Raw genomic sequence first — 24,842 nt, 5'->3', positions numbered from 1 at the left:
AACAGCGCAATGAATCAACGGCACTTGTCCACTGCCCTCGAAGCTCGTTCTGGGTCTCTGGCTCCACGCGGTGCGCAAGGAAGCAGCCGGCAGGGGCCGGCGGTAGCGTGGGTATCCGAGGCCCCTGATTCAGAGATCCAGGGTCGGCTCCTGCAGCATCAGGGCGACGTCGCGCATCCCCGGGAGGGCTTGAAGGCTGGTGACGAGCGGGGTGCGGAGCTCGGGGGTGAGGACGCTGATCTGGTAGGCGTGCTCCATGAGCGTCCCCTGCGCGGCCTCGCGGAGCGTCACCAGGGAGAACGTGCGGCAGTGCGCGCGGAGGATCCTGGCGATCGCCTCCTCGACCCCCTGTTCCGGCGGCGCGACGAAGCGGAGGAGGCCATCCGGCTGACGGCGCGCGCCGTAGCCCGTGACGTGGAGGAGCACGGCCCCGCCCCCGAAGATCAGCGTCCCCGCGATGGCGGCGCCGTAGGCCTGGAGGCCGCTCGCCATCCCCACGCCGAGCGCCGCGAAGACGAAGATGATGTCGCGCGGATCGCGCATGGTGGTGCGGAAGCGGACCGCGCTCAGGCCGCCCGCGACGCCGACGCCCGCGGCGACGTTGGCGCCGACGGCGAGCATCAGCATGCACGTGATGATGCTGCCCATGGCCATCCCATGCACGGTGGTCCGCGCGTACGACAGGCCGCGAAAGGTGGCCATGTACACGGCGGCGATCACCTGGCCGAGCCCGAAGGCGAGCAGGAGGGCGACCACGGCCCTGCGCCACTCGAAGGCGCTCCCGGTGATGACAGGCTCGAACAGCTCGTTCATATGGCCCTTCCGCGCGGCGCTCGCCGGTCAGCGATCCCTGTGCGTCACTGCCCGAGGAACGTGGTCACGTCCTCGTGGCGCGTGCTGGCGTGGGCGATCAGCTCGTCCAGGGCCTCGTTGAACGAGGCCTCCGATTCCACGAAGGTGTGTTTCTCGATCTCGCCCTCCGGGCCGACGACGTACGGTGCGATCAGCGCGTGCGCCTCGCGGAAGCGCTGCTCGGCGGCGGCCGGCTCGTAATCGACCTGCACGGTCTGGGCGAGGTCGTCCCGGTACGTCTCGGCGTAGACCGGATCGTCGAGGAGGAAGCGGATCAGCGGCCATTCGTCGGTCAACTCGTCCAGCGAGAGGGACAGCCCCTGGCCGAATCCCCCGCTCGTCGCGAACGCGAAGCTGTGATCCCAGGGGATCCACCGGAACTGGCCGTCCCTGTCTTCGTCCGCGTACAGGAAGTAGTTGTGCGCCATGCGGCCGTACTGGTCCCAGTCCTCGATCACGGTGTTGACGGCGAGCCAGCGCAGGAAGCCCTCGACGTCGAGGTGAGCCTCCAGCCCGGCGCGCCACGCCGCGGCGTCGGTCCGGTCCGCGTGCAACGCGTCGAAGAGCGCCTGCGCGTCCGAGAAGTCGGCCTCGTCCTCGTTGTTCTCCTTGCCGAGGGTGTCCGGATCCCACGTAGCCCAGGTCGCGCCGGCGCCGTCGGGCTTGTAGACGTTGCCCTCGTCGTTGTCGAACTGGGTCTTCAGGAACACCTTGTCCGAGGGGAGCTCGATCCCGGTGTACAGCCCGAAGTACGTGGGCCCCTCTCCGTGGTCGATGAAGACGCGGTAGAAGGCGGTCGCCGGCGACGGGACGCCCGCTCTGGCGAAGATCTCGGTCGCGATCTTCTCGCGCACGAGCGATGGATCCCCCGTGCCGTTGGCCAGGCTCAGGTTCTTGAAGCCGTAGAACCGCTGGTCCTTGATCTCCGGGTAATCGTCCTCGAACTTATCGAACGACAGGCGGAGCGGGAGCTTCAAGCTGCCCTGCGACCAGGACATGGCCAGGCTGGAGTTGCCCTTGAAGCGGATGCCGACGTGATGCCACTCCCGGTCCTCGGTCGCGACGTCGCACTCGACGTAGATGGGCGTGTCGTCGATCAGATCGATGCTGCCGCCATCCGGCCCTCCCGGCCCTCCCGCCCCACCACTCGGCTCACAGAACAGGCTGCCGTCGCTGTACTCGGCGCATGTCCCCGCGAGCTCGTTCCCTGCGAATTGCGCGGCGCAGGCGTCGCCGAGCGTGAGCCCGGTGCACGCGTCGAAGAGCTCCTGCGGCGGCGCGCCGGGGCCGCCCGGGGCGCTGCCGCCCTCGCCGCCCGGCCCGCCCGGGACGCCGAGGCCGCCCTCGCCGAAGGCGCCCACCTGGGCGGTCATGTCGTCGAGCATGGCCTGCCAGTTCTCCCGCGTGATGGTGATATCGAGGCGGGGCACGCGGTCCTGCGGAAACGCAGCATCGTAGTCGGGGTCCTCCTTGGCGTCGTTTTCCCCGCCGCCCGAGCCCGCTCCCCCTGCGCCTCCACTTCCCATCCCCGTGCTGGCGGTCGCCCCCGTGGTTCCGTCGGAGTCAGGGGCCGAGTCGCCGCAGCCCTGAAGCGCCGCGGTGGCCAGCACAACGGCCGTCGCCGTGGTCGTAAGGAATCTAATCTCCATCGATTCACTCCCGTGCTCGCGTGGTCGATGGAGATCCTGTGACGAAATTGTGTTACGCGAACGAAGGAATTATTTCGAACTGTGAAGACGCCGACTGCGCCGGCCCGGCGAGCCCGCCTGTCGCCCGCTCACTCCGGGAAGAACGTCTCGACCGTGACCGCCGGCGTCCCGTCCTCGCGGACCCCGCCGAGCACCGCGAGCGTCCCGTTCGGCGCGGGCACCACGGCGGCGCCGCGCCGCGGTTCCCGCAGCGGCCGCTCCTCGACCTGGGCCGCCGCGACGTCGACGATGAAGCTCCGCGTCAGCCCGGCCTCGCCGGCCTCGGAGCCCACCGCGAGGATGCGGCCGCCGGGCAGCGCGAACGCGGCGACGCCCCCGAGGGCCGCGGTCAGCGCGGCGCCCTCGACCTCCACCGCCGCGCAGGTCGCGGCGCACCCCGGCGCGAGCCGCCGCGTCGGCGCCGCGGCGCCGCCCTGGACCCCGCCGACGAGCGCGATCTCCCCGGGACCGGTCACCGCGGCGCCCGCCCCCTCGGACGGGTCCGGGGGAAACGGCCTCGGCGAGAACGCGGTGGCGCCGTCGCCGAGCACCTCCAGCCCCGCGCCGTCCGCGCTCCCGCCGGCGACGACCAGGCCCAGCCCCTCCACCCACACGGCCGCGGCGCCGGCCCGCGCATGGCGGAGCTTCGCCACCGAGAGCGCCCCGTCCGCGCCGACGACGAGCACCTTGTCCGAGGGCTCGCCCGGCGCCCCCGTGGCCGCGCCCGAGCGCGTCGCGCCGACGACGAACGAGCGCCCGTCCGAGGCCTCGATCGTCCGGCCGCCCGCCACCTCCGCGAACGAGCCGAGCCCCTCGGGCAGCGACGCCTCGGCGCTCTGCCCCCCCGCGAGGTCGGTCCAGGTCGCGCCCTCGTCGTCCAGCGTGAGCAGCAGGTCTCCCCGGACGACGAGCGACCGCGCCGCCCGCGGGAGCGCGCCGCTGGAGGCGCTCCCGCCCCACACAGCGAGATCGTACCCGTCGAGCCGGGCCGGGTCCACGTCGCCCGCCGCGGCGCCCCCGGCCGCGGCCCCGCCGGTGAGGACCAGGTACCGCTCCGCGAGCGCCGCCCCGGGCGCGCCGACGCGCGACGCCGCGAGCTCGCCCGGCGGCCGCGCCCACCGGCCGGTCCGCTGGGCGAAGAGCGGCAGCACGTCGCCCGTCAGCGCGGCGAGGTAGATGCCCGCCGCGGAGCGGCCTCGCACCACCGTCGCGCCGCCCGCGTCGAGGCCGCGCACCTCGAACGTGTACGCCCGCTGCGCCGGGATCTCGCCGAAATCGAGCTCGCCGCCCGGCGCCGCCGCCGCCGACACGGTGACGTCCCCCTCGGCCGCCGTCGCGGTCACCTCGATCCGGGCGACGGGCGGATCTTCCTGGAAGGCGGTCGCCTCGTGCCCCGGCACGACCTCGACCGTGAGCGTCCACGGCTCGGACGCGCAGCCCAGGAGCGACAGGCCGAGCGCGGGCAGGACACGGCCTAGGGGCGGGATCTTCATGAGGGCCGAGTCATAGCGCCTCGGGCGCGCGAAAGCCCAGCGGAGGTGGGCCGATCGCGCCGCGCGCCGATCTCCACCACCCGCTACAGGTCGACCTGCACGCCGATCTCCACAACCCGCTCCGGCGGCAGCCTGAAGTAGTCGGGCACGGCGCCGGCGTTCCGCGCCATCACCGCGAAGATCGTCTCCGTGATCCTGCCCATCCGGCCCCTGTCGGTGGCGAGGATCGTCTCGCGGCCCAGGTAATACGCCACGTCCGCGAAATCGATGGGCAGTCCATGCGTGGCCGCGGCGCGCCGCAAGAGCGCCGGCACGTCGGTCGACTGCATGAAGCCCGAGCGGATGACGACCTGGTGAACCCCCTTGTCGAGGCTCGTCACGTCGAGACGCTCCCTGTCGGCGACCCGCGGGACGTGCTCCGTCACCACCGTCAAGATCACCACCGTCTCGTGGAGCACCTTGTTGTGCTTGAGGTGGTGCGTCAGCGCATAAGGCGTCTTGCCTGCGCGCGAGCTCAGGAACACCGCCGTGCCGGGGACCCGCGCGCGGCACTTCGCGTCGAGCTCGCGCACGAAGGCGTCGACAGAGGGGGCCGCCCGCGTGAAGCGCTCGGCCAGGATCGCGCGGCCTCGCTTCCAGATCACCATCATGATGAACAGGACCGCGGCGATGACCGCCGGCACGTACCCGCCGTCGAGGAACTTGATCAGGTTGGCCCCGAAGAACGGCAGATCGAAGGAGAGGAACAGGATCAGCAGCGGTAGCGCCTTCGCGAGCGGGGCTTGCCACGTGTGGCGCATCACGACGAAGAAGACGATCGACGTGATCCCCATCGTGCCGGTCACCGCGATGCCGTACGCCGCGGCCAGCCGGCTCGACTGCTGGAAGATCAGCACGAGCGCGAGGCACCCGGCCGCGAGGGCCCAGTTCGTCAGGGGGATGTAGATCTGCCCCGCGGCCTCGCTCGATGTGTGGCGCACCTGGGTCCTCGGCAGGTACCCGAGCTGGATCGCCTGGTGCGTGAGCGAGTAGGCGCCCGAGATCAGCGCCTGCGACGCGATCACGGTGGCCATGGCGGCGAGCGCGACCAGCGCGTAGGTGAGGGGGCCCTTCGGCACCATCGCGAAGAACGGGTTCGCGGCGGCCTCGGGCGCTCGCAGCAGGAGCGCGCCCTGGCCGAAGTAGTTGAGAACGAGCGCCGGGAGCGCGAGCGCGTACCAGGCGAGCCGGATCGGGCCGCGCCCGAAGTGCCCCATGTCCGCGTAGAGCGCCTCGCCCCCCGTGATGACGAGGACGACCGACCCGAGGATCGCGACCCCGTGGAGGCCGTGGGCGACGAAGAAGCGCGCCGCGTGCACGGGGCTCAGCGCGGCGAGCACCGCCGGGTTCCTGGCGATGAACACGAGCCCGAGCGCGGCGAGCGCTGTGAACCAGACGACCATGATGGGGCCGAAGACCTTGCCGACGCGCGCCGTCCCCCAGCGCTGCACGCTGAAGAGGCCGACGAGGATCGCGCAGGTGAGCGGCACGACGAACGGCTTGAGCGCGGTCGTCGCCACCTCGAGGCCCTCCATGGCGCTCAGCACCGAGATGGCGGGCGTGATCACGCCGTCGCCGTAGAGGAGCGCGGCGCCGAGCACCACGAGCCCGGCGAGCCAGCCGACGCCCTGCGTCCCGCTGGCGCGCAGCCGCTCCGGCACCAGCGCGAGCAGGGCGAGGATGCCGCCCTCGCCGTCGTTGTCGGCCCGGGTGATGAAGGTGACGTACTTGACCGTGACGACCATCATCAGCGACCAGAAGAGGAGCGAGAGCAGCCCGAGGACGTTGTCGGGCGTCGGCGGGACGCCGTGCGTCGCGCTCACGCACTCCTTGAGCGCGTAGAGCGGGCTCGTGCCGATGTCGCCGAAGACGACCCCGAGCGCGGCCAGGGCGAGCGCGGCCGCGCCGCCGTGGTGGCCGTGCGCCCCGGCCGTGGCCGCATCCGGTCGAGCTGCGCCGCCCTGCGGCGAGCCGTCGCGCGGCGCTGCTGGATCCGTCGCGCCGCGGAGAGCAGGCCGAGCGCCCGCAGGGCGCGACGCGGTGTCGGGGTGGTCCATGGGGCGGAGTCATAGCGCGTCGGCGGCGCTCCGATGGATCGAATCCTCCGCGGAGGCTCGCGGGGGCCATGCCCACGATGCATTGAGGAGAAGCCCTCGTCGCGAGGCCGGAACCGTCATCGTGGTTGAAACGGTCATCACGAGCTGCGCCCCGCGCGTCGCGCGGGAGGCTCGGATGGAGATCGAGGAGCAACCCGGGCGAAGGCGCGGTATCCCTGAGGGATCGTCAATGGTTACGCGGACGCCGGCGATTGTAGGGGTGGGCCATCTCCAGGAGCAGTTCGCGTCCAATTCCCAAAGTCGGAATGTCCCTGTACTATCCGCGGCGCTGGGGAAAGCTTCGCGGATCCGGAGGGACCAGGCGTGGATCACAGCACGGACGAGCTCCTACGATGTCGCGAGGCGATCGACTCCGCACTCGGCGACCAGGCTGCAAGGAGGCGGCTCATCCGCGAGATCGCCCGCCGCTTCGACGTCGACTTCGACGTTCCGCTCAAGCACGACCGCTGCCTCGGCCTGCTCATCCTGCTTGGGGCCACCGACCTCCCCGACGACGACGATCCGGACCAACTCCTCGGCTTCATCACGGCCGGCATCTGCCGGATCGTTCGGGCCGACATCGGGTACCGGTACCTCGAAGCGCTCGAAGCGATCGCCGATTCGCAGTTCGGCGCCGAGCGGCTTCGGCAGCAGATCGAGGAGGCGCCGGGCGCCGACGGGGTCGAGCTCGCGCGCTACGCCCTCGCCCGCTGGCTCGATGCCAAGGCGAAGATCGACTATCGCCTAGGCGACTTCTCCACCGCACGGCTGGGCTTCGAGAGCGCCATCGCCGAAGCGAGGAAGAGCCACCACACGAGCTGCTTGCCCGACCTCCGCAGCAACAAGATCCGCGCCGCATTCGAGGAGCAGCGGGCGGCGCGTGCGTCGTTCGCCGAGGCACGCGTCGACTACGCGCCGCTCGTCGCGCAGTACGCAGAGCTCGAAGTGGAGGTCCGTGTCGAGGCCCGCGCGCTCGGGCTGCCCGAGCTGGAGCGATGCCCGGACGACCTTCGCGATCGATCCGTCGAGGCGCGCGAGCTGCTCCGGGGCCTTTCCAACGTGCTCCACAACAGCGCAATCGCGCTCGACAGCGCCAAGGACACCGAGGCATCGCTCGCGAAATCGGAGCTCTCCGAGCGCCTCTGTCATGCCCTGCGCGATGACTACCGGCGCGCGCAGGTGCTCGTGCACCAGGGCCGGCTCCTGTTCGACCGCGGTAAGCTCGCCTCGAAGGAAGACCGACACGACGTTGCGCAGCGCGACTTCGCGCACGCGCGGCGCCGCTTCGAAGAGGTTTCCCGGCTGGGCTGGGGGCGGGGGCGGCGGATCGCCGCCCAGCACCTCGCGCGCATCACCGGCGAAGGCACCGGAGACGACGCGGTGTCGAAGGCTGTCGACGCCTACCGCGCGCTCTTCGCCGAGTTCGCGCGCGAACGGGCGCGCCCTGGCGCAGAGATCGGCGACGATCTGCCGTTCGAGGCGACGACGATCGACCATTTCGAGCAGCTGATACGGCAGCACGAGGGGCGGCTCGGCAAGCAGTACAGCGAGCTCCGGCGCAGCGCGAGGCGCGAGCGGCTGCACTCCATCCGGACCGTCCGGCGGATCGTTAAGGTCGCGCAGTACAAGCGCGACTACGCGAGGCACGTCGTCACCGCCCTCCGCGCCGAGACCGCGCTGCGCCTCGCGCGCGCCGCGAAGGTGAGCGACGCTCGCGTGCGAGAGAAGATCGACGACAGCGTGCTGCTCCTCGCCGAAGAGGCGACCGGGCGCGAGTTGCTCGACGCGCTTGCCGCGAGCATGGGCGCACGGCGCGACCCGTACGAAGAAATCCCCGAGAGCGACGTGGATAGTGGTGCTCCGGCGAGCGGATCGCCGGCACCGGCGAGCGGATCGCCGGCACCCCCGAGCGACGCCCCCCTGTCGAGCGGATCCCGGGCAGAGCCTGAGGACGGCACCGATCTGGAACTCCGCCGCGAGCGCCGGAACATGGCCTTCTCGAAGGACGCCGTGCAGGCGCTGGTGCGCCAGTACGCGGCGTTCGAGCAGGCCGCGCTGCGCGCGCCCGTCGCCACCGTCAGCGTGAACGCCGAGATCGCGCATGCGATCCGGATGTTCACCGCCGAGGACGACCGGCGTGTCCTCGTTCGCTATTTCTATGAGAACGGCAGCGAGGGCCGGCGGCTTCGCGCCTTCGTCTCACGCCGGGGGGAGAGCCAGATCCTCGGCAAGCCGCTCGATATCGGACCGGTCCTCGAGCACGCGAAGGCCTGGGCGTTGTTCAAGGCGCCACCCCTCGAGCTGGCCGAGCTGATGTTCTCCCGCCTGATCGAGCCGGTGTCGCGCTGCGTGGGGCCCCTGGATGCCAGTACCCGGCTGGTCCTCGTGCCGGCCGACGAGCTGCTCAGCCTCCCCCTCCACGTCGCGCTCGGCGAGCAAACGGGCCGCTTGCCGCTCGCCGCGGCGACTCAGCTCTGCTTTTCCGTGAGCGCGGTGGCCCATGTCGATCGGGACCGCCACCGCTTTGGCCGCTTCCGGGTGGCCGCCATGGACGACCTCTGCGCGCTCGTCCACGCCGACCAGGCGGCCAAAGGGCGTGAGCTCATCGGCCTGCGGTGGCCGGCCGATCGGTTCCATGTCTTCGGGAACGCGCCGGTTGGACTGAAGCGCGAGGCCTATACGGCGCTCTCCGGCGACGCGCACGAGGCGCTGCAGCAGATCGCCGAGCTCCGTCCGGAGCTCGTCGTGTTCTCGGGCCATGGCGAGTTCGACGACGCGCACGCCGACATCGGTCCCGTGCTCGTCCTCGGCGATCTCCGGCTGACGCAGTTCGATGTCGCCCAGAAGGTGAGCTTGCCGCGCAACAAACTGACGCTGCTCGGCGCCTGCGTCACCGGTCGCGGGGCTAGCCTTGATGGCGGCGAGATCGGCGGCTTCCTGCGCGCGTTGATGGCCGCCGGCAGCGGTGCGATCGGCCTGACCCACTGGAACGTGCGAAACATCGAGGTCGAGCGCACCATCCATGCCCTCTTCCAGGGCGCGGCGTGGGCGCGCGACACGCGGAAGGTCTTCGACATGGTCGAGCACCTGCGCCGCACCTACGCCAAGCGCTGTGCGAAGTGGGAGCTCGTCAGCGACGCCATCGAGGCCTGCCCACTCGCGCTCTATCTTTGAGGCGCCGGAGCGGATGACCTTATACCCCCGAGGGATCGCTGCCATGACCCGACGCATCGCGAGATTCGAGCCCGCCCTCTTCCACGCGCAAGGCGTCGAGCCCGGCTGGATGGCCGGGCGCGGCAGCGTGCTGGAGAACCCCCGCCTGGGTGTCTACCTCGTGCGGGTCGCCTTGATGGACGGCGAGCGGATTCTCTATGATCAGGTCCTGCGCGCCGAGCGGGGCGGCGGGGTCTTCGTGCCGATCGACGAGCGGGGCCGCGTGGGCCTGCAGCCGGTGTGGCGCCCGCAGGCGCGCGAGCCTGAGCGATACACGGCGTCCCTTCCGGACGTCGACCTGGCCGGCCTCGGGCGCATTTCGTACGAGGTGCCGCGTGGTTTCAGCGAGCGGGGCGAGCCCTCCGAGCGCGCGGCCGCGCGAGAGGCGGCGGAGGAGACCCGAGGCCGCGTTGTCGAGGTCCAGGCGCTCGGCCCGATCTGCGACAACACGGCGTTCAGCCCGCACCTGTCTGTGGCCACGTGGGGGAGCATGGATCTCTCGGACGCCGCCGGTGTCGATGAGCCGTCCGAGGGCATCCTGGGGCGGATCGCCTTCTTCTCGCGGCGCGAGCTTCTGGCGCTTCAGCGCGAGGGCAAGCTCTACGACGGGCTCACGCTGGCGGCGCTCGCGCTGCTCTGGATGCAGCGGCCCGACATGCTCGACGGCACCGGACGATGAGCGCGAGGCGGAGCGCGGCGGCTGTACTGACGCTCGCGGCGGGGCTTGCAGCAGTCCGTCCGGCGGCGGGCGACGGCGGCCCGGTGCTCACGATCGCCGAGGCGCCAGGCAACGAGATCGCTGTCACGCAGCTGTCCGCCGGCCTCGAGAGGACGCTCCACATCGAGGAGACCGGCGGCGCCGAGGTGCCGTCGCTCCGGGTCGATGCGCGACTCACGGGCCCCGACGGCAGCGCCGTCCCCGTCGTGTGCGCGATCGCCGGGCGCGATTGCAAGGACGGCGTGCGCCTCGATAGGTACGGCTCGGCCGACGTGGTGCTCAGCGCCACGCTCGGCCTGGTCGGGGTCCACTCCGGCGCGCTGGTGCTGGTGCACGCGAAGCGCGAGCCTAGACCGCTGCAGATCACGCGCGCCCTCGGCCCAACCCCATGGGACGTGAGCGCGCCCGCGGTCGTCGCCGGAGAGGACGGGGGCGCGACCATCCGGCTTCTCGTCCGCGACAAGAGGGTCCTGCCCCCGTCGACGCCGACACCCCGGCTCGTCGGGGTGCGCTGCAAGGCCGGAGATGCGGCGGAAGCCGACCCGGGTGGCGTGACGCTCGACTCTCCGCCGATCGCGACCGCGCCCGAGGGCACCAGCACGCCGACGCTCAAGGTCAACGGGCTGCCATCCGCAGGAGCGTGCGAGGTCGACCTCGTGCTCGCGGTCGACGGCGCTGAGCCAGCCCAGAAGACGGTGAAGGTGCTGCTCCGCCGCAGCCCCTGGCGTGGAGTCGCGCTCGTCGCGCTAGGCGTGGCGATCTCGTACCTGCTTCGCCGCCATTTCGTGGTCTCCCGCCCATCGCGCTCGATTAGGCGCCGCGCGATGCTCGCGCTGCGCCGCCTCGAGGCGACCCGCGCGTCGGCGGCGCCGTTCAAAGCGGACGAGGGCGCGGTGATCGAGCAGATCTACCGCGAGATCCGACGGATCTCTGCGCGCCGTTACGCCGGCCTCTCCGCGCCGGCTGAAGCCGAGATCGAGGCGATCGAGAAGAAGGTCGAGCTCTTCGTGGACCCGTGGCTGCGTATGCGCCGCCGCGCGGAGGCGGTTGCCGGGCTCGACGCAACAGCGGCGGAGCCCATCGATCGGGCCATCGCCGACGCGGCCAAGGCACTCTGCGATCCGGGGGCGGCGTCCGCCAAGCTGGACACCTGTGCGAGCGAGCTCGCCAGCGCGGAACCCGGGCTCGCGAAGGCGATCGATACGCATCTGCGCAAGCCGCTCAGCACGATCGAGAACGAGCTCGCCGAGCAGCCTGCGGAGCTCCGACGGGTGCTCACCCCGAAGCTCCGCGAAGCGAAGCAGGCGCTCGATGCAGGCGCGCCGTGGCGAGCGCGGCCGCTCATCGACGAAGTGCAGCGCGACTACGCGCGCTCGCTGGCGCGGACCCTCGAAGCCTCGCTCCCCGAAACGAGGCCCGCCGGGTTCAAGGACGAGGCATGGAAAGAGGTGAGCGCGCGGACGATCCGGCTCCTCAGGGCCGTCGCCGAGGAGACCGAAGGCGCGCGCGCGCTGGAGCGCTACCGGTCGACGCACCTCGACTACCTGCGCCAGCTCGTCGGCGCCCTCGCGGTGAAGGCGGAGACGTACAAGGCTGCAGCCGAGAAATACAGCGCGAAGCAGGTCGACGTCACGACCTTCACTACCGCAAAGAATGACGCCGCGAAGGCGCTGGACGAGATGAGCCTCGGCCGCGCAGTGAGGAAGTATGCGGACGCCGTCTCCGCAGGCGAGGACCTCGACAAGGCGATCGCAGCGATCACAGGGACGCAGCTCGGCTCGCCGGGGCAGATCCCCCAGAAGCCCGCGCCCCCCGGTCCGGCGAGCGCGATGGAGCCGGTCACGCTGTACGGGTCCGGAGAGGCGCCTTTCTTCCCCGAGCTTGCCGATTTCGACCGCTCCACAGAGCTGACCGAGGCCGGCGTGGCGCTGGTGCTCGTGGCCATTGCGATCGTCTCCGGCGTCCACGCGCTGAAGCTCCAGGGGCCGACGTGGGGGACGGGCATCGACCAGCTCGAGGCCCTGCTGTGGGGGCTCGGCCTCCATCAGGTCTCGGGCGCGGTCTTCGGCGGCATCTCGGCGCTGCGCAGGCAGCTCGGCGAGTGAGGAGGCAGGGGGGTGGCGACACGGTACCGGCGTATCGATCTCGAGCTGCAGGTGCGGCGCTCACCGGACGGCAGCGCCGCGATCCTTGGGACGGGCGCGGATGCGGAGGGCCGGCTGCCGATCGCGGACCTGGACCGGGGCGACTGGGCCTCCGTGCTCGTGCTCCTCGGCGAGATCGGCTTCCGGCGTCGCCTCGCGGCGTGGAGAGAGCGCTGCGCGACCGCCGCGACCGACCCGTCGGTGCGGGTCGTGCCGCGCCTCGCCCTCCTTCTCGACGACGCGCAGCTCGCCGCGGTGCCGTGGGAGACGCTGCTCGAGGGGCTGCTCGAGGTCGGCGAGTGCATAGCGCGGGTATCGCCCGTGCTCCCTCGCGCGCGCAGCATCCCGCTCGCGCTCCCGCTGCGCCTGCTCCACGTGGATCCGGAGGAGGCGCGTCCGCTCGACGCTGCGGTTCGCGCCGCCTTCGACATGCGGGAGCGCGAAGGCCTCGACAGCGTCGTACGCACCGATGCGCGGCCCGTGCGTGAGCTGGAGAGCCTTCGCGGCGACTGGCCCACGGCCGACGTCGTGTATTTCGAGCGCACCGCGTGGCCCTTGGACGACAAGGAGTCGCTCCTCTCCACCGCCGACCCCGAGCGCCCGCATACGCTCGGCTGGCTTGCCCGTCTGACCGAACGCTGGCAAACCCGCCTCTTGGTGCTGCGCGACCCGGGCCTCTGGCCGTGGGATTGGCCGCACCGGGGTGGACGCAGCCACCTCTCCGAGCTCGCTACCGCGCTCGTGGGGCGGGGAGGCCCGGCCGTGCTCGTCGTACCCTGGTGGGAGGACGATAGCCGGGTCACCGAAGCCGTCGCGGCGCTCTTCCGCGACGAGCCGCTCGACGCGACACACGCCCGCAATCGGGGATGGTGGGGCCGCCGCAGCGCGCTGCATGTCGGCGCCGGGCGAGAAGAGGGGCTGCGGATCTCGCGGCTCGGCGCGATCCAGGATCATCTCAAGCTCGCAAGCGCGGTGCGGCGGCGCCGCGATGAAGACGCGTTCGAGAGCTTCGAGGAGGTGATCGACGAGGACGAGGCAGCCGCTCCGGGTGTCGATGACGAGCTGTACGAGCTGGCGCTGGGGCCGCCGCCCGACGCGCTCGACGAAGCCCTCTCGGAAGTCGTGACGCGCGCCGAGAGGTTCGAGCCGGAGCGGCCCGAGCAGCTCGTTTCGTTCGGGAAGAGCCTTGCCAAGCTCCGCGACCAGGTGCAGCCCGGCGCGCGCCGCGCCGCTCTGGAAGGTATGGCTCCGGAGACCTTGGATCCCCGCCGCACGTCCGGTGAGGAGCGCCGCTATACGAGCGCCTCCCTCCACGAGGCGGGCGACGACGGCGCGCTCGTCTTCGTGGATCCGCGAGACGGCCGCCTCCGTGCGGGCCGCGTCTACCACCTGGAGGTGCAGATCGGACCGGGGAGGCGGCCCGTGCCCGTCGTCGGCGCGCTCGATCTCCTCGACGAGGTCATCAAGCTGAGCCCGGAGGAGCACGGCGCCTGGCTGGAGGTCGCGGTGACCGGGCTCGATTTCGACGTGATCGGCGATCCGGTGCAGGAGCTCTGGCTGCCGCGGAAGGGGTCGAGCGAGCCGCTCTATTTCGCCGTGCGCCCGCGCGCACCCGGAGCCGCTCGGCTGCGCGTGTGCCTGTATTTCCGCAACGCCGTCGTGCAGTCGCTCCGCCTCGCCGCGCTGGTCCTCGCCGAGGGCGAGCCCGACGTGGCGCCTCAACTCCGCAGGCGCGCGCTCGCCGCCGCGGTCGACGCGCAGCCCGACGACGAGCGGCTCCGCGACGCGGGCTACCTGCTCCGTGCCGAGTACGGGGGCGTCACCGGGTTCGAAGCCATTCGCAGGCGGCCGAAGCGTGCGCTCAGCATCGTCGCCAACGACTGGGAGGGCCGGTACGTCCTCTCGGTGAAGAGCGCCGGCCGCTTCGACGTCCGGATCGACGAGAACCTGCCCGACTACGTGACGAACGTCCGCAGCACGATCGACGACTTGTCGACGATCTGCCTCAATCCCGACGACCTCGACGCGCCCCCCGCGTACCGCTTTGGCGAGGAAAACCGCGGGAGCGAGGCCGATCTGCGCGACGCCCTCCAGAGGCTCGCGCAGTACGGCTTCCAGATCTTCGCAGCCCTCGTTCCAAGCCACGATCGCGAGCGGATCGCGCGCCTGCTCGACGGCTCCGGACGCACCATCGAGGCCGCGCACGTGGTCCGCGACAAGGTCGTGCCATGGGCGGTCGTCTACGATCGCGAGTTCGACCCGGAGCGAGGGGAGCCGACGGTGTGCCTCGCTCCGCTCCAGGGCCGGCCTCGCCCCGAGCGCTGCAGCGACGCTCCGTCCTGCGTCCTGCGACGCGCCGGCGCCCCCGACGCCCGGACCGTCGTGTGCCCGCTGCATTTCTGGGGTTTCCAGCACCGGATCGAGCTGCCCCAGCGGCAGACGCAGGCGATGGACGGCATCATCGGACAGGACGGCCCGCCGGCGAGAAATGGAGTGTCGGGCGGGCGCCCAGCGAGCGTGTTCGTCGGACGCAACGCGAGCTTGCCGCTTGCGGAGCGGCACCTCGCCACGCTCAAGCAGGCCGAGCCGAGCGTCGCGCGCGTGGACAGCCGTGACGAGCGCAACCCGATCCTCGATTGCCTCCAGAATCCGCTGCTCGACGTCATCTATTTTTACTGCCACGCGCGGCGCGAGGGCCCGAAGGGAAGCTTCGATCCTGCGCTGCTGGTCCAGGCGATCGGCCGAAGCGAGGGCACCATCACGGCGAGGGCGCTATCGAGCGGGATGCGCTGGGAGAACGCGCCGCTCGTGTTCCTCAACGCCTGCAGCACCGGCGGTTTTTCGCCCAAAGCGCTCAGCCCGTTCCTCCAGGCGCTCGTGGACGATCGCGGCGCGGGCGGTGTCATCACGACCGAAGTGAAGGTCTGGGAGCCGCTCGCCGCGGAGTTCGGCGAGCTCTTTCTCGCGTCATTCCTCCGCGGCGAGACCGCGGCCGACGCGCTGCTGGAGGCGCGCTGGGCCTTGCTGCACCGGCATAATCCCCTCGGGCTCGTCTACACGCTCTACGCCTCCGCCGACCTCCAGCTGCCTCCTGTACCCAGCGTCGCGGGTGGGAACGGGTCCGGTGCGAACGGGTGAGGTCGAACGCTCCGGGCCACAGCGCCATGGCTCGAACGTATGGCATCGCTCCGAAGGCCGAAGCCGAAGCCTATCTGCAGCACCCGACGCGCGGCCCGAGGTTGCTTGAGTGGGCTCGCCTCATAAACCAGGTCGAGGGGCGTTCGCTGTACGACATCTGCGATAGTCCCGAGGACATGAAGTCTCGCTCGTCGATGACCCTGTTCGCACGCGCCGCTGCCAACGAGGGTGCGCTCGTTGCGGCGCTCGACAAGTATTGCGGTGCCGAGCCTGATCCGCAGACGCTCGCGCGGTTCACGCAGCGTTGGCCGTCGTCGGCCTGCAGCTTCGTGCCACGAAGGCGGGCGGCGTTGCGATCGCCCTGTCGACCCTCAGTCACATTCGTACTTCCACATGCAGAAGCCCTGTTCGTCCGAGAGGCCAGGTCCGTGGAACATGTGCCAGCACTCCATGCCACTCGGGCACGTTGTGTTCTCGTCGCAGGGCAGCTCGCAGATCGAGTTGCACACCGGCGTTGCGGTTCCGCTCGGCGGCCGCGGGCAGTCCTCCGCCGTTTCGCACTCGTAATTGCATTGCGCCGCCACATCGCACCACGTCGATCCATCGTCTTGTCGCTCGGCCACGTACGCCACCCTGCACCTGCGTTCTTCTCCGCTCGGCTCGGGATCCGGACAGACGTGGGGGAGGGCGAAGTTGCCCTCGTCCCCGGAGGAGACGCAGGCAGCCCACGGCCCTTCGGTGGCGCCTTCGACGGAGGTCGCCAGGTGGACTTCCACGATCGGATCGACATGGCGGTCGCCGCACGCCGCCTGCGCGGACGCGAAGGCCGCCGACAAGCCCAGAGCCCAGAGCTTCGTAGCCGTGATCTTCATTGGATCCTCCACGCCGCGCGCCGACGCGCCCGGCGTCCAGATGGTCTGCGCTGAGGTCACGGCAGCTGCCCGTTTCGGCTCATGGCAGCGCGAGCTCCACCCCGAGAGACGCGCCCAGGAACGGGCGACCCCACGTGTCGGTCGCGCGGCCTGCGGCGTCGATCGCGATGCGCGGCGCCGCGATCCCGGCGAGCAGGTGCTCGCTGATCCGCAGGTGAGGAGTCGGCGCGAACGAGAGCCCTGCGCGCAGGTACGCCGCGACCGCGTACGCGTCCTCCGACCTGCCGGCGTACCTGGGCGAGCGGCCTTCGCCCTCGACGTGCAGCCAGGCGGCGGCGAGCCCTGCGCCGGCCGATGGCAGCCACGCGGCGTCGGTGGGGCCGAGCGGGACGCGCACCCCCAGGGCAGCGAGCGCCACGCGCGTGCGCCGTGTGCCCTCTTTGCCCTCGCGGCTCGCGCTGGTGAGCGGGATCTGGACGAAGGTGGAGAGCCCCAGCCGCGCTCCCATCATCACATAGCCCGATACGTCGAGCATCGGGGTCGCGGGCAGGCCGCCTGCGCTCCACAGCAGCGCGGGCGCCGCCCCGACTCCGAACGTCGCCGGTGCTCGTGGGGGTGCGACCGGCGTGGATGGCGGAGGAGGGCGCGCCTGGGAGGCGCCGTCGGCTCGCGGGAGGGGGGCGGCGACGGGCGCGGGCCTGGCCGGCGGCGGCTCTCGCGCGTCGACGACGGCGGGGGCCGCCGGATCGGCTTCAACCTCGCCCCGCGATGGCGACGGAGAGCGCACCTCCAGGAGGCTCGCGCGCAGGAGCTCCACCGCGCGGATCGCGATCGTGGCGGGATCGTCGGCCATCACGGTGCGCTGGACCGACTTGCCCGTCGCACCCTGGTCGATCGAGACCTCGACGCCGCCTGGCACCTCCGCCACGCGGAGCGCCACCGCCGCTCCGGCCTCGCGCGCGCTCGTCTCGAGGGGTCCGTGGGAGGGCGCATCGGCGCCTCGCACCCGCACGACCTCCACCGTGAATCCGAGCGTCGCGAGCTCGGCGTAGACGCGCGCCATGATGGGGTCCGAGCGGCGATCGGCGATCAGGACGACCTTCGGGCGCGGCGGCTCCGGCGGCGGCTCGGGCGGCGCCGCGCGCGCTTCGGGGGCGACGAGGAGGCAGAGCCCGAGCGCCCAGGCTCCGCCGTGCGCCGCGCGAGCCGGTTTTCGAGGCGGCACTCACTCCCCCTCGAGGAGATCCCTGGCGTGCGCGGCGTGCGGCCCCGCCGGATACAGCGCCAGGTAGCGGCGCGCGGCCTCGCGGGCCTCGCCGGCCGACCCCATCGACTCCCGGCATTCGATGACCCTTCCGAGCGCCTCCTGCGCAAAGGAGCCGCCCGGCTGCTCCTCGAGGTACACGAGGAACCAGCGCTCGGCCTCGGCGTACGATCGCCGCTGGTCGAACGCCATCCGGCCGAGGTGGAAGGCGGCCTTCGCCGCCTCGCCGGAGCCCGCGAACCGGCGCCGCGCCGCGGTGAGCGCCGCCGCGGCGCGATCCGGCTTCCCGGAGAAGCGGGCGACGTCCGCGAGCATCAGCAGATCCGCCGCGCTCGCGCGGGCGACGAGCCCGTCGAAGCCCTCGGCCTCGGCCGCGGTCATGGCCTCTCGGTACCTGTCGCCCGCCACGAGATCGCGCCAGCTCGGCGGGCGCGGGGAGGCGTCCGCGGCCTTCGCGATCCTCGCTCGTTCGCTGGTGCCGGTGGCCGCGGGGGCCGGCTCGGAGGCCGCCTGATCGATGCGCGTGGAAGACGGCGGAGGCCGGGCGGCGGCGGGCAGCTCCCCGCGCGTGAGCTCGAAGCGCTGCTCCTTGCAGAAGACATCGAGCGTCTCTCCCGCAGCGACGGTGCGCCGCCCCCCCACGAGCGGCCCCGACACGGCGACCGATCCTTCCCGCAGCACCAGCTTGAGCTCCTCGCTCACCGGGGACCAGCTCAGCTCGAAGCGCGTGCCGGTGACCAGCACGTCGAACGGGCCGACGTCGAAGTTCCAGGCGCTCGTCGCGGTGTGGGTCACCGTCGCCGTGAGCCGGCCGCCTTCCAGCAGCACGCGCGCGCCACGCGCGTCGGCGGCCACCACGCGCGCCCGGGCGTTCGCGTCCAGCGCCAGGGACGTGCCGTCCGAGAAGGCGACCGCCAGAGGAGCGTCCGCGCCGGCGGCGATCCACGCCCCGACCTGGCCTTGCGCCGAGCCGACCGCGAACGAGAGCGACCGCGACGAGGGGAGCAGGACGAGGAGCAGCGCGGCGCAAGCTCCTGCCAGCGCCACGAGGGCCGCCGGCGCGATCCACCGAGCACGCGCGGGGCCGAGGCGGGCAGCCCCGGGACGGGAGGAGCCGCCGGCCGCGACCTCCAGGAACCGCCGGCGCGCACCATCGAGACCCTGCGCCGCGAGCTCCTCATCCTGGGCCCGGCGGAGCTCACGAAGACGATCGAGCGACGGATGATCGCTCATGGCGTGCCTCCCTTCAGCCACTCCTCGAGGGCGGGTTGGTCCCGCGCCGCCTCGAGGAAGTGGACCTCGGCGCGGGCCAGCCTTCGCTTGATGGTTGCGAGCGAGACGCCGCAGGCGCCGGCGACCTCCTGGAGATCCATCCCCTCGATGCGCCGCAGCGCGAACGCGATGCGCTCGTCGGCCGGGAGCCGCTCCAGCGCGCGATAGGTCGCGCGCAGCGCCTCGTGGACTTCACCTTGGTACGGGGGCTCCACGAGGTGTGGGAGCTCGTCGGGGGCGAAGAAGAGGAGCCATTTCCGGCGCGCGCGCCGCTGGATGCAGGTCCGCGCCGTGAACACGGCGACCGAGGTGATCCACGCCTTCAACGCTGCCGGATCGCGCAGGGTGTCGAGGGAGGACAGCGCGCGGACGAAGGCGTCGTGATGAGCGTCGGAGAGGTCGCGGCTGCCGCCGAGCAGCCGGCCGAGGACGCGGAGCACGTGCCCGGAGAAGCGCTCGTGGAAGGCGGAGAGCGCGGCGGGATGCCTCGCGCGGAGGCCCTCCACGAGCGCCTCGTCGCTCGCGTACGCGACCACGCCGAGCCGTCGCGGGGGGGCGAGAGCGCCGGCGCGCATCACCATGGTCGTGGGGCTCCGCTGGGAATGACCGAACGCCTCCTGCCGCTCGTGATCCGATCGGCCCCCTTGAGTCACGGCAGCGTGGCGGGACGGCTCACCGCGGACGAAGCCCGCGGGAACAGGGCGGGCAGCGCGCGCCCGGCGCCGGCCGAGAACTTTCCCCGCGCGCGCCGCGCATGCGAGGCTGCCCGGCCCCGCCGAAGCGCGCGCTCGCCCGAGAGCGCTCGCAGCGACCGGACCCGTCCGGAAGATGTAGGATAAAGTAGCACACGAAAGTTGTTGGCCGCCGGCGGGGCAGGGTAGACGGGGTGAGGAGGACGCATGAGGCGCAGCAAGGGCGAGAGCATGGACACCGGGGCGGTGCGGAACCTCGAGGAGATCCAGGAAGAGGATCCCGGGGCTCGCCCGTCGCGCGCGGGCGCGCTGGTGCTGGCCTCGCTCGGCGGGGCGTGCATCGTCTTCGCGGCGGTGGCGCTCCTGCGCGCCCCGCACCGCGAGCGGCCGGTCAACGCCGATCCGCTCGGCGATCTGGTCGCGCGCGCCCACCCGGCCGGCGTGAAGCCGGCCCCGCGCCCCGCCACGATCGGGGAGGACGTGACCTTCCCCGCGGTCCTCTCGGACGCGGAGCACCCGACGACAGCGCTCGAGGCGGTGCGCGATCCGCGGGCGGCCAAGGCGGCCACCTCCGCCGAGGCGCTCGCTGCCGCGCCCGCCCCGCCGCTTGCCGCGGACCGGCTGCCCGTGGTCCCGCTGCCGGCGCAGCACGTGCTCGGGCCCTCCGGAGGCGAGGTCGCCCCGAACGACACGCTCACGGCGATGGCCCGCCACGTGTCGCGCGAGGAGGGGCCCGAGACCGAGCGGGGAGGGCCTGGCGCCTACCAGCTCCAGGTGAGCTCGTTCAAGGACCCCACCGACGCGGAGAACTTCGCGGCGGCCCTGCGCCGGCGCGGGCACAAGGCGTACGTCGAGCCGGCGTACGTGAAGGGCCGCGGCCTCTGGCACCGGGTGCGCGTGGGCCCCTTCAAGTACAAGCGCTCGGCCGTGATCTACCGGCAGGAGTTCGAGGCCAAGGAGCGCCTCGTGACGTTCATCGTCGACCCGCCCAAGACCACGGTGAAAGTGGCTGACAGCCCCGGTGACGACGCGTAAACCAGGAGCTCTGGAGAGCCCTCATCCGATGTCTGCACGAACGGCGCGGCGCGTGCTGTCGCCGCCCGCGATGACGTTCCTCGTCGCGAGCCTTGGAGCGCTGTGCGGGTGCAACGCGCTCTCGGGGCTGGACGAGCTCGGGTTCGACGGCGCAGGGGCCTCCGGCGGCTCAGGGGGAGTCGGTGGTTCCAGTGGAGTCGGTGGCTCCGGCGGAGTCGGCGGCTCAGGGGGGCTGGGTGGCTCCGGCGGGTCGGGCGGCTCCGGCGGCGGGTGCCCGATCGGCGTGTGCGCCCCCTTCGTCCTGGCCGAGGGCCAGAACCGGCCGGTCAGCATCGCCGTGGACGCGACGCAGGTCTACTGCGTGAACCGCGGCACCCCGGAGGCGAAGGACGGCTCCGTGTTCAGGGCGCCGCTCGACGGCAGCAGCACCACGCCTCCGCCGCTCCAGGACGGGCTCGACGAGCCGGTCAGGATCGCCGTCGACGCGAGCTGGGTCTACTGGACGAACTACGCGGGGAACAGGCCTGACGAGGGCACCATCATGAAGGTGTCGCTCGACGGCAGCGAGAAGCCGGACCCGGTCGTCACCGGGCGGCAAGGCCCCGTGGGCCTCGCGGTCTCCGGCGGCGACGTCTACTGGACGAACCGCGGGACCAACCACGTCCAGGCGCTGCTGATCCAGACGCCCGGCGTGATCCATGTCTGGGAAGGCGCGAACGACCCGACCGGCGTCGCGGTGAAAGGCCAGAGCATCTACTGGGCGACCGCGGGAGACGACGCGATCCGGGCCTGGTCGTTCGTCGACGAGACGTACCGAGACGTGGCCACGGAGCAGGACAACCCGAGGGCCATCGCGGTCGACGACAGCTCGGTCTACTGGACGACCAGCGACGGCGGCACCGTCATGAAGGCGCCGCTCGGCGGCGGCGATCCGGTCGAGCTCGCGTCCGGCAGGACCACCCCGGGTTCCTCGCCGTGGACCGCGACCACGTTTACTGGACGAACGCCGGCGCCGAGGGCTCGGCGAACGGCTCGGTGATGAGGGTGCCCATCGCGGGCGGCGAGGCCGAGGTGCTCGCCTCGGAGCAGGACGGTCCGAGCGGCATCGCGGTCGACGACAGCTACGTGTACTGGGCGAACCAGGGGGCCGGCACGGTGGTGAAGCTGCGCAAGTGACCGCCTTCGCCCCGCCGCGTCAGCCCAGCGGCCGGGCGCCGCCGCTGCTACCGGCGCGCCGCCCCCGGCAGCGCCGCGGCCGGCGTGAGCGCGCAGGACAGCACCCCCTTGGCCCCGGCGAGCTGCCCGGCGAGCTCGGACAGCTCCTGTCCGCGGCCCTTCAGCACCATCACCTGGAGCAGCCGGGCCGCGTCGAGGCGGACCAGCAGGCTGGAGACCACCAAACCCGCGCGCCGCTCCTCCAGCTCGGAGATCCGCAGCACGAGCTCGCGCACCTCGGGCTCGTAGACGAGCGTCAGCGTGGCCGCCACCTCGGCCCCCTCGTCCAGGGCGGCGCGCGTCAGGTCGGCGCGGACCAGATCCCGCAGCGCCTCCGAGCGGTTCTCGTAGCCCTGCGCGGTGATGCGCCGATCGAAGTCGGCCAGCAGCGCGCGATCCATCGCCACGCCGAAGCGGACCAGGTCGCTCATCGCTCGTCCCCCGTTCAGCTCTTGCGCCGCTCGAGGTGCCGCCTCGCGGCGTCCTTCACCGGCGACGTCACGTTCTTGCTCTTCGCGATGCCCCGGAGATCGGACTCGCGCAGGTGCTGGACCAGCCGCGTCGCGACGAGCACCGGCGTCCTCGGGTTCTCCACGAGGTTCCGCTTCACCGTGTAGCTCTTCAGCCACTCGGGCGTCGTCGAGATGATCCGCAGCACCTCGTCCGAGATGTTCCGGTTGCGGCTGATGAGGACGACCTCCTCCTCCTGCATCTGCGGGCTGCGCACGGCGGCGCTGGCCACGAGGCGGTTCGAGTCGCGCACGAGCAGCATGCGCTCCTCGCGCGAGCCGAGCATCGCCCGCCGGATCCGCTGCGACATGGTCATGTCGGCGAGCCGCTTGTAGAGCGGGACGTACTGCTCCTTGATCTCCTCCTTGCCCTCCTCGTCCTCGACGTGGGTGTCGACCGGCTCGTCCGCCGCGAGCGCCTCCGCGAGCGCCTGCGTCTCGCTGAACAGCACGTCGTCCGGCGTGGGCTCGGGCGACGGCTCCGCGATGAGCTCGTCCTTGATCGCGACGCTGACCTCGCGCCACGCCGGGATGCCCGTGAGCTCGACCCCGTTGCGGGAGGCGAGATCGACGAGGCGGTCGGCGGTCGACATCCGCGTGTTCTTGTTGAGGTAGAGCTTCTCGATGACGCGCGGGTTCTTGAGCAGCCGCTCCTCGTTGACGGCGATGAGCTCCGTCACCGCCTCGCCCCCGGTCCGCGCGAGCTCCTCGAGCGTCTCCGCGGCGATGCCCGGCATCGCGCAGAGCCTCTCGACGACGGGGAGGCGGTCTGCGTATGCGCGGGCCAGCCGATCGATGACCGGCGGCTGCAGATCCGCGCCGAGCGCGCCCTGGAGCAGCGGCTCGGGGAGCGCCGCCAGCGTCTTCTCCGCGGTCTCGCGGGCCGGCTCGTCCTCGCGCGAGGCGAGCAGCACGAGCACCGTCACGACATCGCCCGGCTTGAGCCCGGGGGCGATGCCGCGCGCCGCCATCTCCCTGAGCTTCTGCGGCGCGCTCGGCTGCACCAGCTTCTGCGCGGGCGCCGAGAGGGCGCCGACGTCGATCGGCGCGGTCATCGAGGCGCCCTCGCCGGCGCGGCCCCATGTGGCGCCAGCGGCTCGATCGGAGCAAGCAGAGCTGGCAGAGCGAGCGGAGCAACGGGCATACGGTCCTCCCGGCGGGCATTGCTGCCCTGCGATCTGCGGATTATCCTGAGGCCGCTGTGTGCCTGAAAGGCGCGGCGATCGTCAACGGAGAACGAACGGCGCGGGCCCTGCGCGCCGCCTGCCGGAATGAAGCCCGAGGTCCCGGGGGGCAGGGGACCGGCAGGTCCGTCACACCGAGCACACCGAGCACACCGAGCACACCGAAGAGGAGCGCGACATGGGGATTTTCGATTTCGTGAAGAGCGGCGTCCGCGAGATGATGATCGCGCGCCCGGACGCGGCGAAGCATCTCATCGTCTACAAGCACCCGGATCAGAACGTCCCCTTCTGGTCGCAGCTGACGGTCGACAGCGATGAGTGTGCCCTCTTCTTCAAGGACGGCAGGTACATGGGTTACCTGCCCACAGGGCGCCACACCCTCCAGACCCAGAACATCCCGTTCCTGAACAACCTCGTCAACAAGTTCACGGGCGGGGACGTCTTCATCGCCGAGATCTTCTTCGTCAAGACGCAGCCGGTCCGCGGCGTGCCGTTCGGCGGGCCGCTGGAGTCGATGGAGGACCCCGTCCTCTTCGAGTTCGTGACGCCGCGCATCTTCGGCGAGTTCTCGCTGGTCGTGGTCGATCCGGTGCGGTTCGTCGTCGGGTACCACGGGCAGTGCGGCGGCAGCGGCGACAACGACGTCGTCCTGAGCTGGATCAAGGGCAAGTTCTTCATGAGCGTGAAGACCGTGATCGGCCAGGTCTGCGCGCAGCAGCAGAAGAGCCTGCTCAACCTCGGCGGCATGAGCATCGAGCTCGGCGCCCGCATCGTGCAGTCCGCGCCGAACCTCGAGGAGATCGGCTGCAAGATCCTCGAGATCGGCAACTTCAACATCAACTTCTCGGCCGAGGAGCAGAAGCTCCTCCGCGAGGCGAACAAGGCGCGCGGCGATGCGCGCCGCGGCGTCGGCATCGCGCAGGACACCGCCCGCGCGAAGCAGTTCGAGCTCGACCAGCGGTTCCAGCAGGACGCTCGGTACGTGCAGCAGCTGGCGGGCAACTGGCAGAACTACGCCGCCGGCCAGGCCATGATGGGCGCCGGCCAGGGGATGGCGCAGGGCGGCGACGGCAGCGGCGTCGCGGGGCTGGGCGCCCAGGTGGCGATCGGCGCCGGCCTGGCGCAGGCGATGAACCCCGCGCTCGCGGCGCAGGGCCAGCCGCAGTTCGTGCCGCCGCACATGCAGCAGCCGGGTGCGCCGCAGGGCTACCCGGGTGCGCCGCAGGGTTACCCGGGCGCGCCGCAGGGCTATCCGGGCGCGCCGCAGGGCTATCCGGGCGCGCCGCAGGCTGCCCCCGCCGCAGCGCCGTCGATCGAGCAGCGCCTGGAGCGCCTCGGGGAGCTCAAGAGCAAGGGCCTCATCACCGACGAGGAGTTCCAGGCCCGCAAGGCGAAGATTCTGGAAGAGATCTGAGTCC

General features: G+C 71.8%; 18 protein-coding genes and 1 pseudogene. 9 read left to right on the top strand and 10 right to left on the bottom strand.

What is annotated here, in order from left to right; all coding sequences use genetic code 11:
• Window positions 1–129: 129 nt before the first annotated feature.
• From WMF29_RS19955 to WMF29_RS19940, 4 genes are all read right to left on the bottom strand, one after another.
• Window positions 130–813, bottom strand: a complete 684-nt coding sequence (locus tag WMF29_RS19955; protein WP_437330366.1) for a DUF4956 domain-containing protein — start codon at window positions 811–813, stop codon at window positions 130–132.
• 44 nt (window positions 814–857) lie between these two features.
• Entirely contained in the window at window positions 858–2,501 is a 1,644-nt protein-coding gene (locus WMF29_RS19950; protein ID WP_437330365.1) for a CotH kinase family protein, read from the bottom strand.
• A gap of 128 nt (window positions 2,502–2,629) precedes the next feature.
• A complete protein-coding gene (locus WMF29_RS19945; RefSeq protein WP_437330364.1) occupies window positions 2,630–4,033 on the bottom strand; it encodes a hypothetical protein in 1,404 nt (467 codons plus the stop codon).
• A gap of 83 nt (window positions 4,034–4,116) precedes the next feature.
• Window positions 4,117–6,129 (bottom strand): potassium transporter Kup, encoded by a 2,013-nt coding sequence (locus tag WMF29_RS19940; protein WP_437330363.1) that lies wholly within the window; start codon window positions 6,127–6,129, stop codon window positions 4,117–4,119.
• A 363-nt stretch (window positions 6,130–6,492) separates the two neighbouring features.
• On the opposite strand from WMF29_RS19940, the gene WMF29_RS19935 reads away from it, so the two are divergent.
• From WMF29_RS19935 to WMF29_RS19915, 5 genes and pseudogenes are all read left to right on the top strand, one after another.
• Window positions 6,493–9,342 carry a CHAT domain-containing protein gene (locus WMF29_RS19935; protein WP_437330362.1) on the top strand — a complete coding sequence of 950 codons (2,850 nt, stop codon included), beginning with the start codon at window positions 6,493–6,495 and terminating at the stop codon, window positions 9,340–9,342.
• Between the two features lie 43 nt (window positions 9,343–9,385).
• The gene (locus tag WMF29_RS19930; protein WP_437330361.1) at window positions 9,386–10,060 is read left to right on the top strand and encodes an NUDIX domain-containing protein; all 675 of its coding nucleotides are present in this window, start codon (window positions 9,386–9,388) and stop codon (window positions 10,058–10,060) included.
• A complete protein-coding gene (locus tag WMF29_RS19925; protein ID WP_437330360.1) occupies window positions 10,057–12,204 on the top strand; it encodes a hypothetical protein in 2,148 nt (715 codons plus the stop codon). The genes WMF29_RS19930 and WMF29_RS19925 overlap by 4 nt, the downstream gene beginning before the upstream one ends.
• A 12-nt stretch (window positions 12,205–12,216) precedes the next feature.
• Window positions 12,217–15,381, top strand: a complete 3,165-nt coding sequence (locus WMF29_RS19920; RefSeq protein ID WP_437330359.1) for a CHAT domain-containing protein — start codon at window positions 12,217–12,219, stop codon at window positions 15,379–15,381.
• Window positions 15,382–15,407: 26 nt separating this feature from the next.
• Window positions 15,408–15,659 (top strand): annotated as a pseudogene (locus WMF29_RS19915) (DUF1810 family protein); the annotation flags it as partial.
• Window positions 15,660–15,752: 93 nt separating this feature from the next.
• Here WMF29_RS19915 and WMF29_RS19910 read toward each other — a convergent pair.
• The 4 genes from WMF29_RS19910 to WMF29_RS19895 form a co-directional block, all read right to left on the bottom strand.
• Window positions 15,753–16,253: a hypothetical protein gene (locus tag WMF29_RS19910; protein ID WP_437330358.1), complete on the bottom strand. Its 501-nt coding sequence runs from the start codon at window positions 16,251–16,253 to the stop codon at window positions 15,753–15,755.
• A gap of 79 nt (window positions 16,254–16,332) precedes the next feature.
• Window positions 16,333–17,478, bottom strand: coding sequence for a hypothetical protein (locus WMF29_RS19905; RefSeq protein ID WP_437330357.1), 1,146 nt, complete (start codon window positions 17,476–17,478; stop codon window positions 16,333–16,335).
• Window positions 17,479–18,750, bottom strand: coding sequence for a tetratricopeptide repeat protein (locus WMF29_RS19900; protein WP_437330356.1), 1,272 nt, complete (start codon window positions 18,748–18,750; stop codon window positions 17,479–17,481). It lies immediately after the preceding gene.
• Entirely contained in the window at window positions 18,747–19,370 is a 624-nt protein-coding gene (locus WMF29_RS19895; protein ID WP_437330355.1) for an RNA polymerase sigma factor, read from the bottom strand. Before WMF29_RS19895 ends, WMF29_RS19900 begins: the two co-directional genes overlap by 4 nt.
• A 318-nt stretch (window positions 19,371–19,688) precedes the next feature.
• On the opposite strand from WMF29_RS19895, the gene WMF29_RS19890 reads away from it, so the two are divergent.
• Genes WMF29_RS19890 through WMF29_RS19880 form a run of 3 tightly spaced genes read left to right on the top strand, consistent with a single transcriptional unit; the run spans window position 19,689 to window position 21,692 of the window.
• The gene (locus WMF29_RS19890) at window positions 19,689–20,516 is read left to right on the top strand and encodes an SPOR domain-containing protein (protein WP_437330354.1); all 828 of its coding nucleotides are present in this window, start codon (window positions 19,689–19,691) and stop codon (window positions 20,514–20,516) included.
• A gap of 28 nt (window positions 20,517–20,544) precedes the next feature.
• A complete protein-coding gene (locus WMF29_RS19885; RefSeq protein ID WP_437330353.1) occupies window positions 20,545–21,555 on the top strand; it encodes a hypothetical protein in 1,011 nt (336 codons plus the stop codon).
• Complete coding sequence (locus WMF29_RS19880) at window positions 21,555–21,692, top strand: hypothetical protein (RefSeq protein WP_437330352.1); 138 nt, start codon at window positions 21,555–21,557, stop codon at window positions 21,690–21,692. The genes WMF29_RS19885 and WMF29_RS19880 overlap by 1 nt, the downstream gene beginning before the upstream one ends.
• A gap of 47 nt (window positions 21,693–21,739) precedes the next feature.
• Here the strand turns inward: WMF29_RS19880 and nikR are convergent, their stop codons facing one another.
• Together nikR and WMF29_RS19870 are read right to left on the bottom strand one after the other, a co-directional pair.
• On the bottom strand, window positions 21,740–22,162 hold the full coding sequence (nikR, locus tag WMF29_RS19875) for a nickel-responsive transcriptional regulator NikR (protein ID WP_437330351.1): 423 nt from the start codon (window positions 22,160–22,162) through the stop codon (window positions 21,740–21,742).
• Window positions 22,163–22,176: 14 nt separating this feature from the next.
• Window positions 22,177–23,295, bottom strand: coding sequence for a hypothetical protein (locus tag WMF29_RS19870; RefSeq protein WP_437330350.1), 1,119 nt, complete (start codon window positions 23,293–23,295; stop codon window positions 22,177–22,179).
• A gap of 307 nt (window positions 23,296–23,602) precedes the next feature.
• On the opposite strand from WMF29_RS19870, the gene WMF29_RS19865 reads away from it, so the two are divergent.
• Window positions 23,603–24,838 carry an SPFH domain-containing protein gene (locus WMF29_RS19865; protein WP_437330349.1) on the top strand — a complete coding sequence of 412 codons (1,236 nt, stop codon included), beginning with the start codon at window positions 23,603–23,605 and terminating at the stop codon, window positions 24,836–24,838.
• Window positions 24,839–24,842: the final 4 nt, after the last annotated feature.

Origin of the sequence: Sorangium sp. So ce381 (assembly GCF_051473845.1) — a bacterium.
Lineage (GTDB): Bacteria > Myxococcota_A > Polyangia > Polyangiales > Polyangiaceae > Sorangium > Sorangium atrum.
Note: the sequence above shows the minus strand (reverse complement) of the source record. Positions and strands in the feature narration are given on the sequence as shown.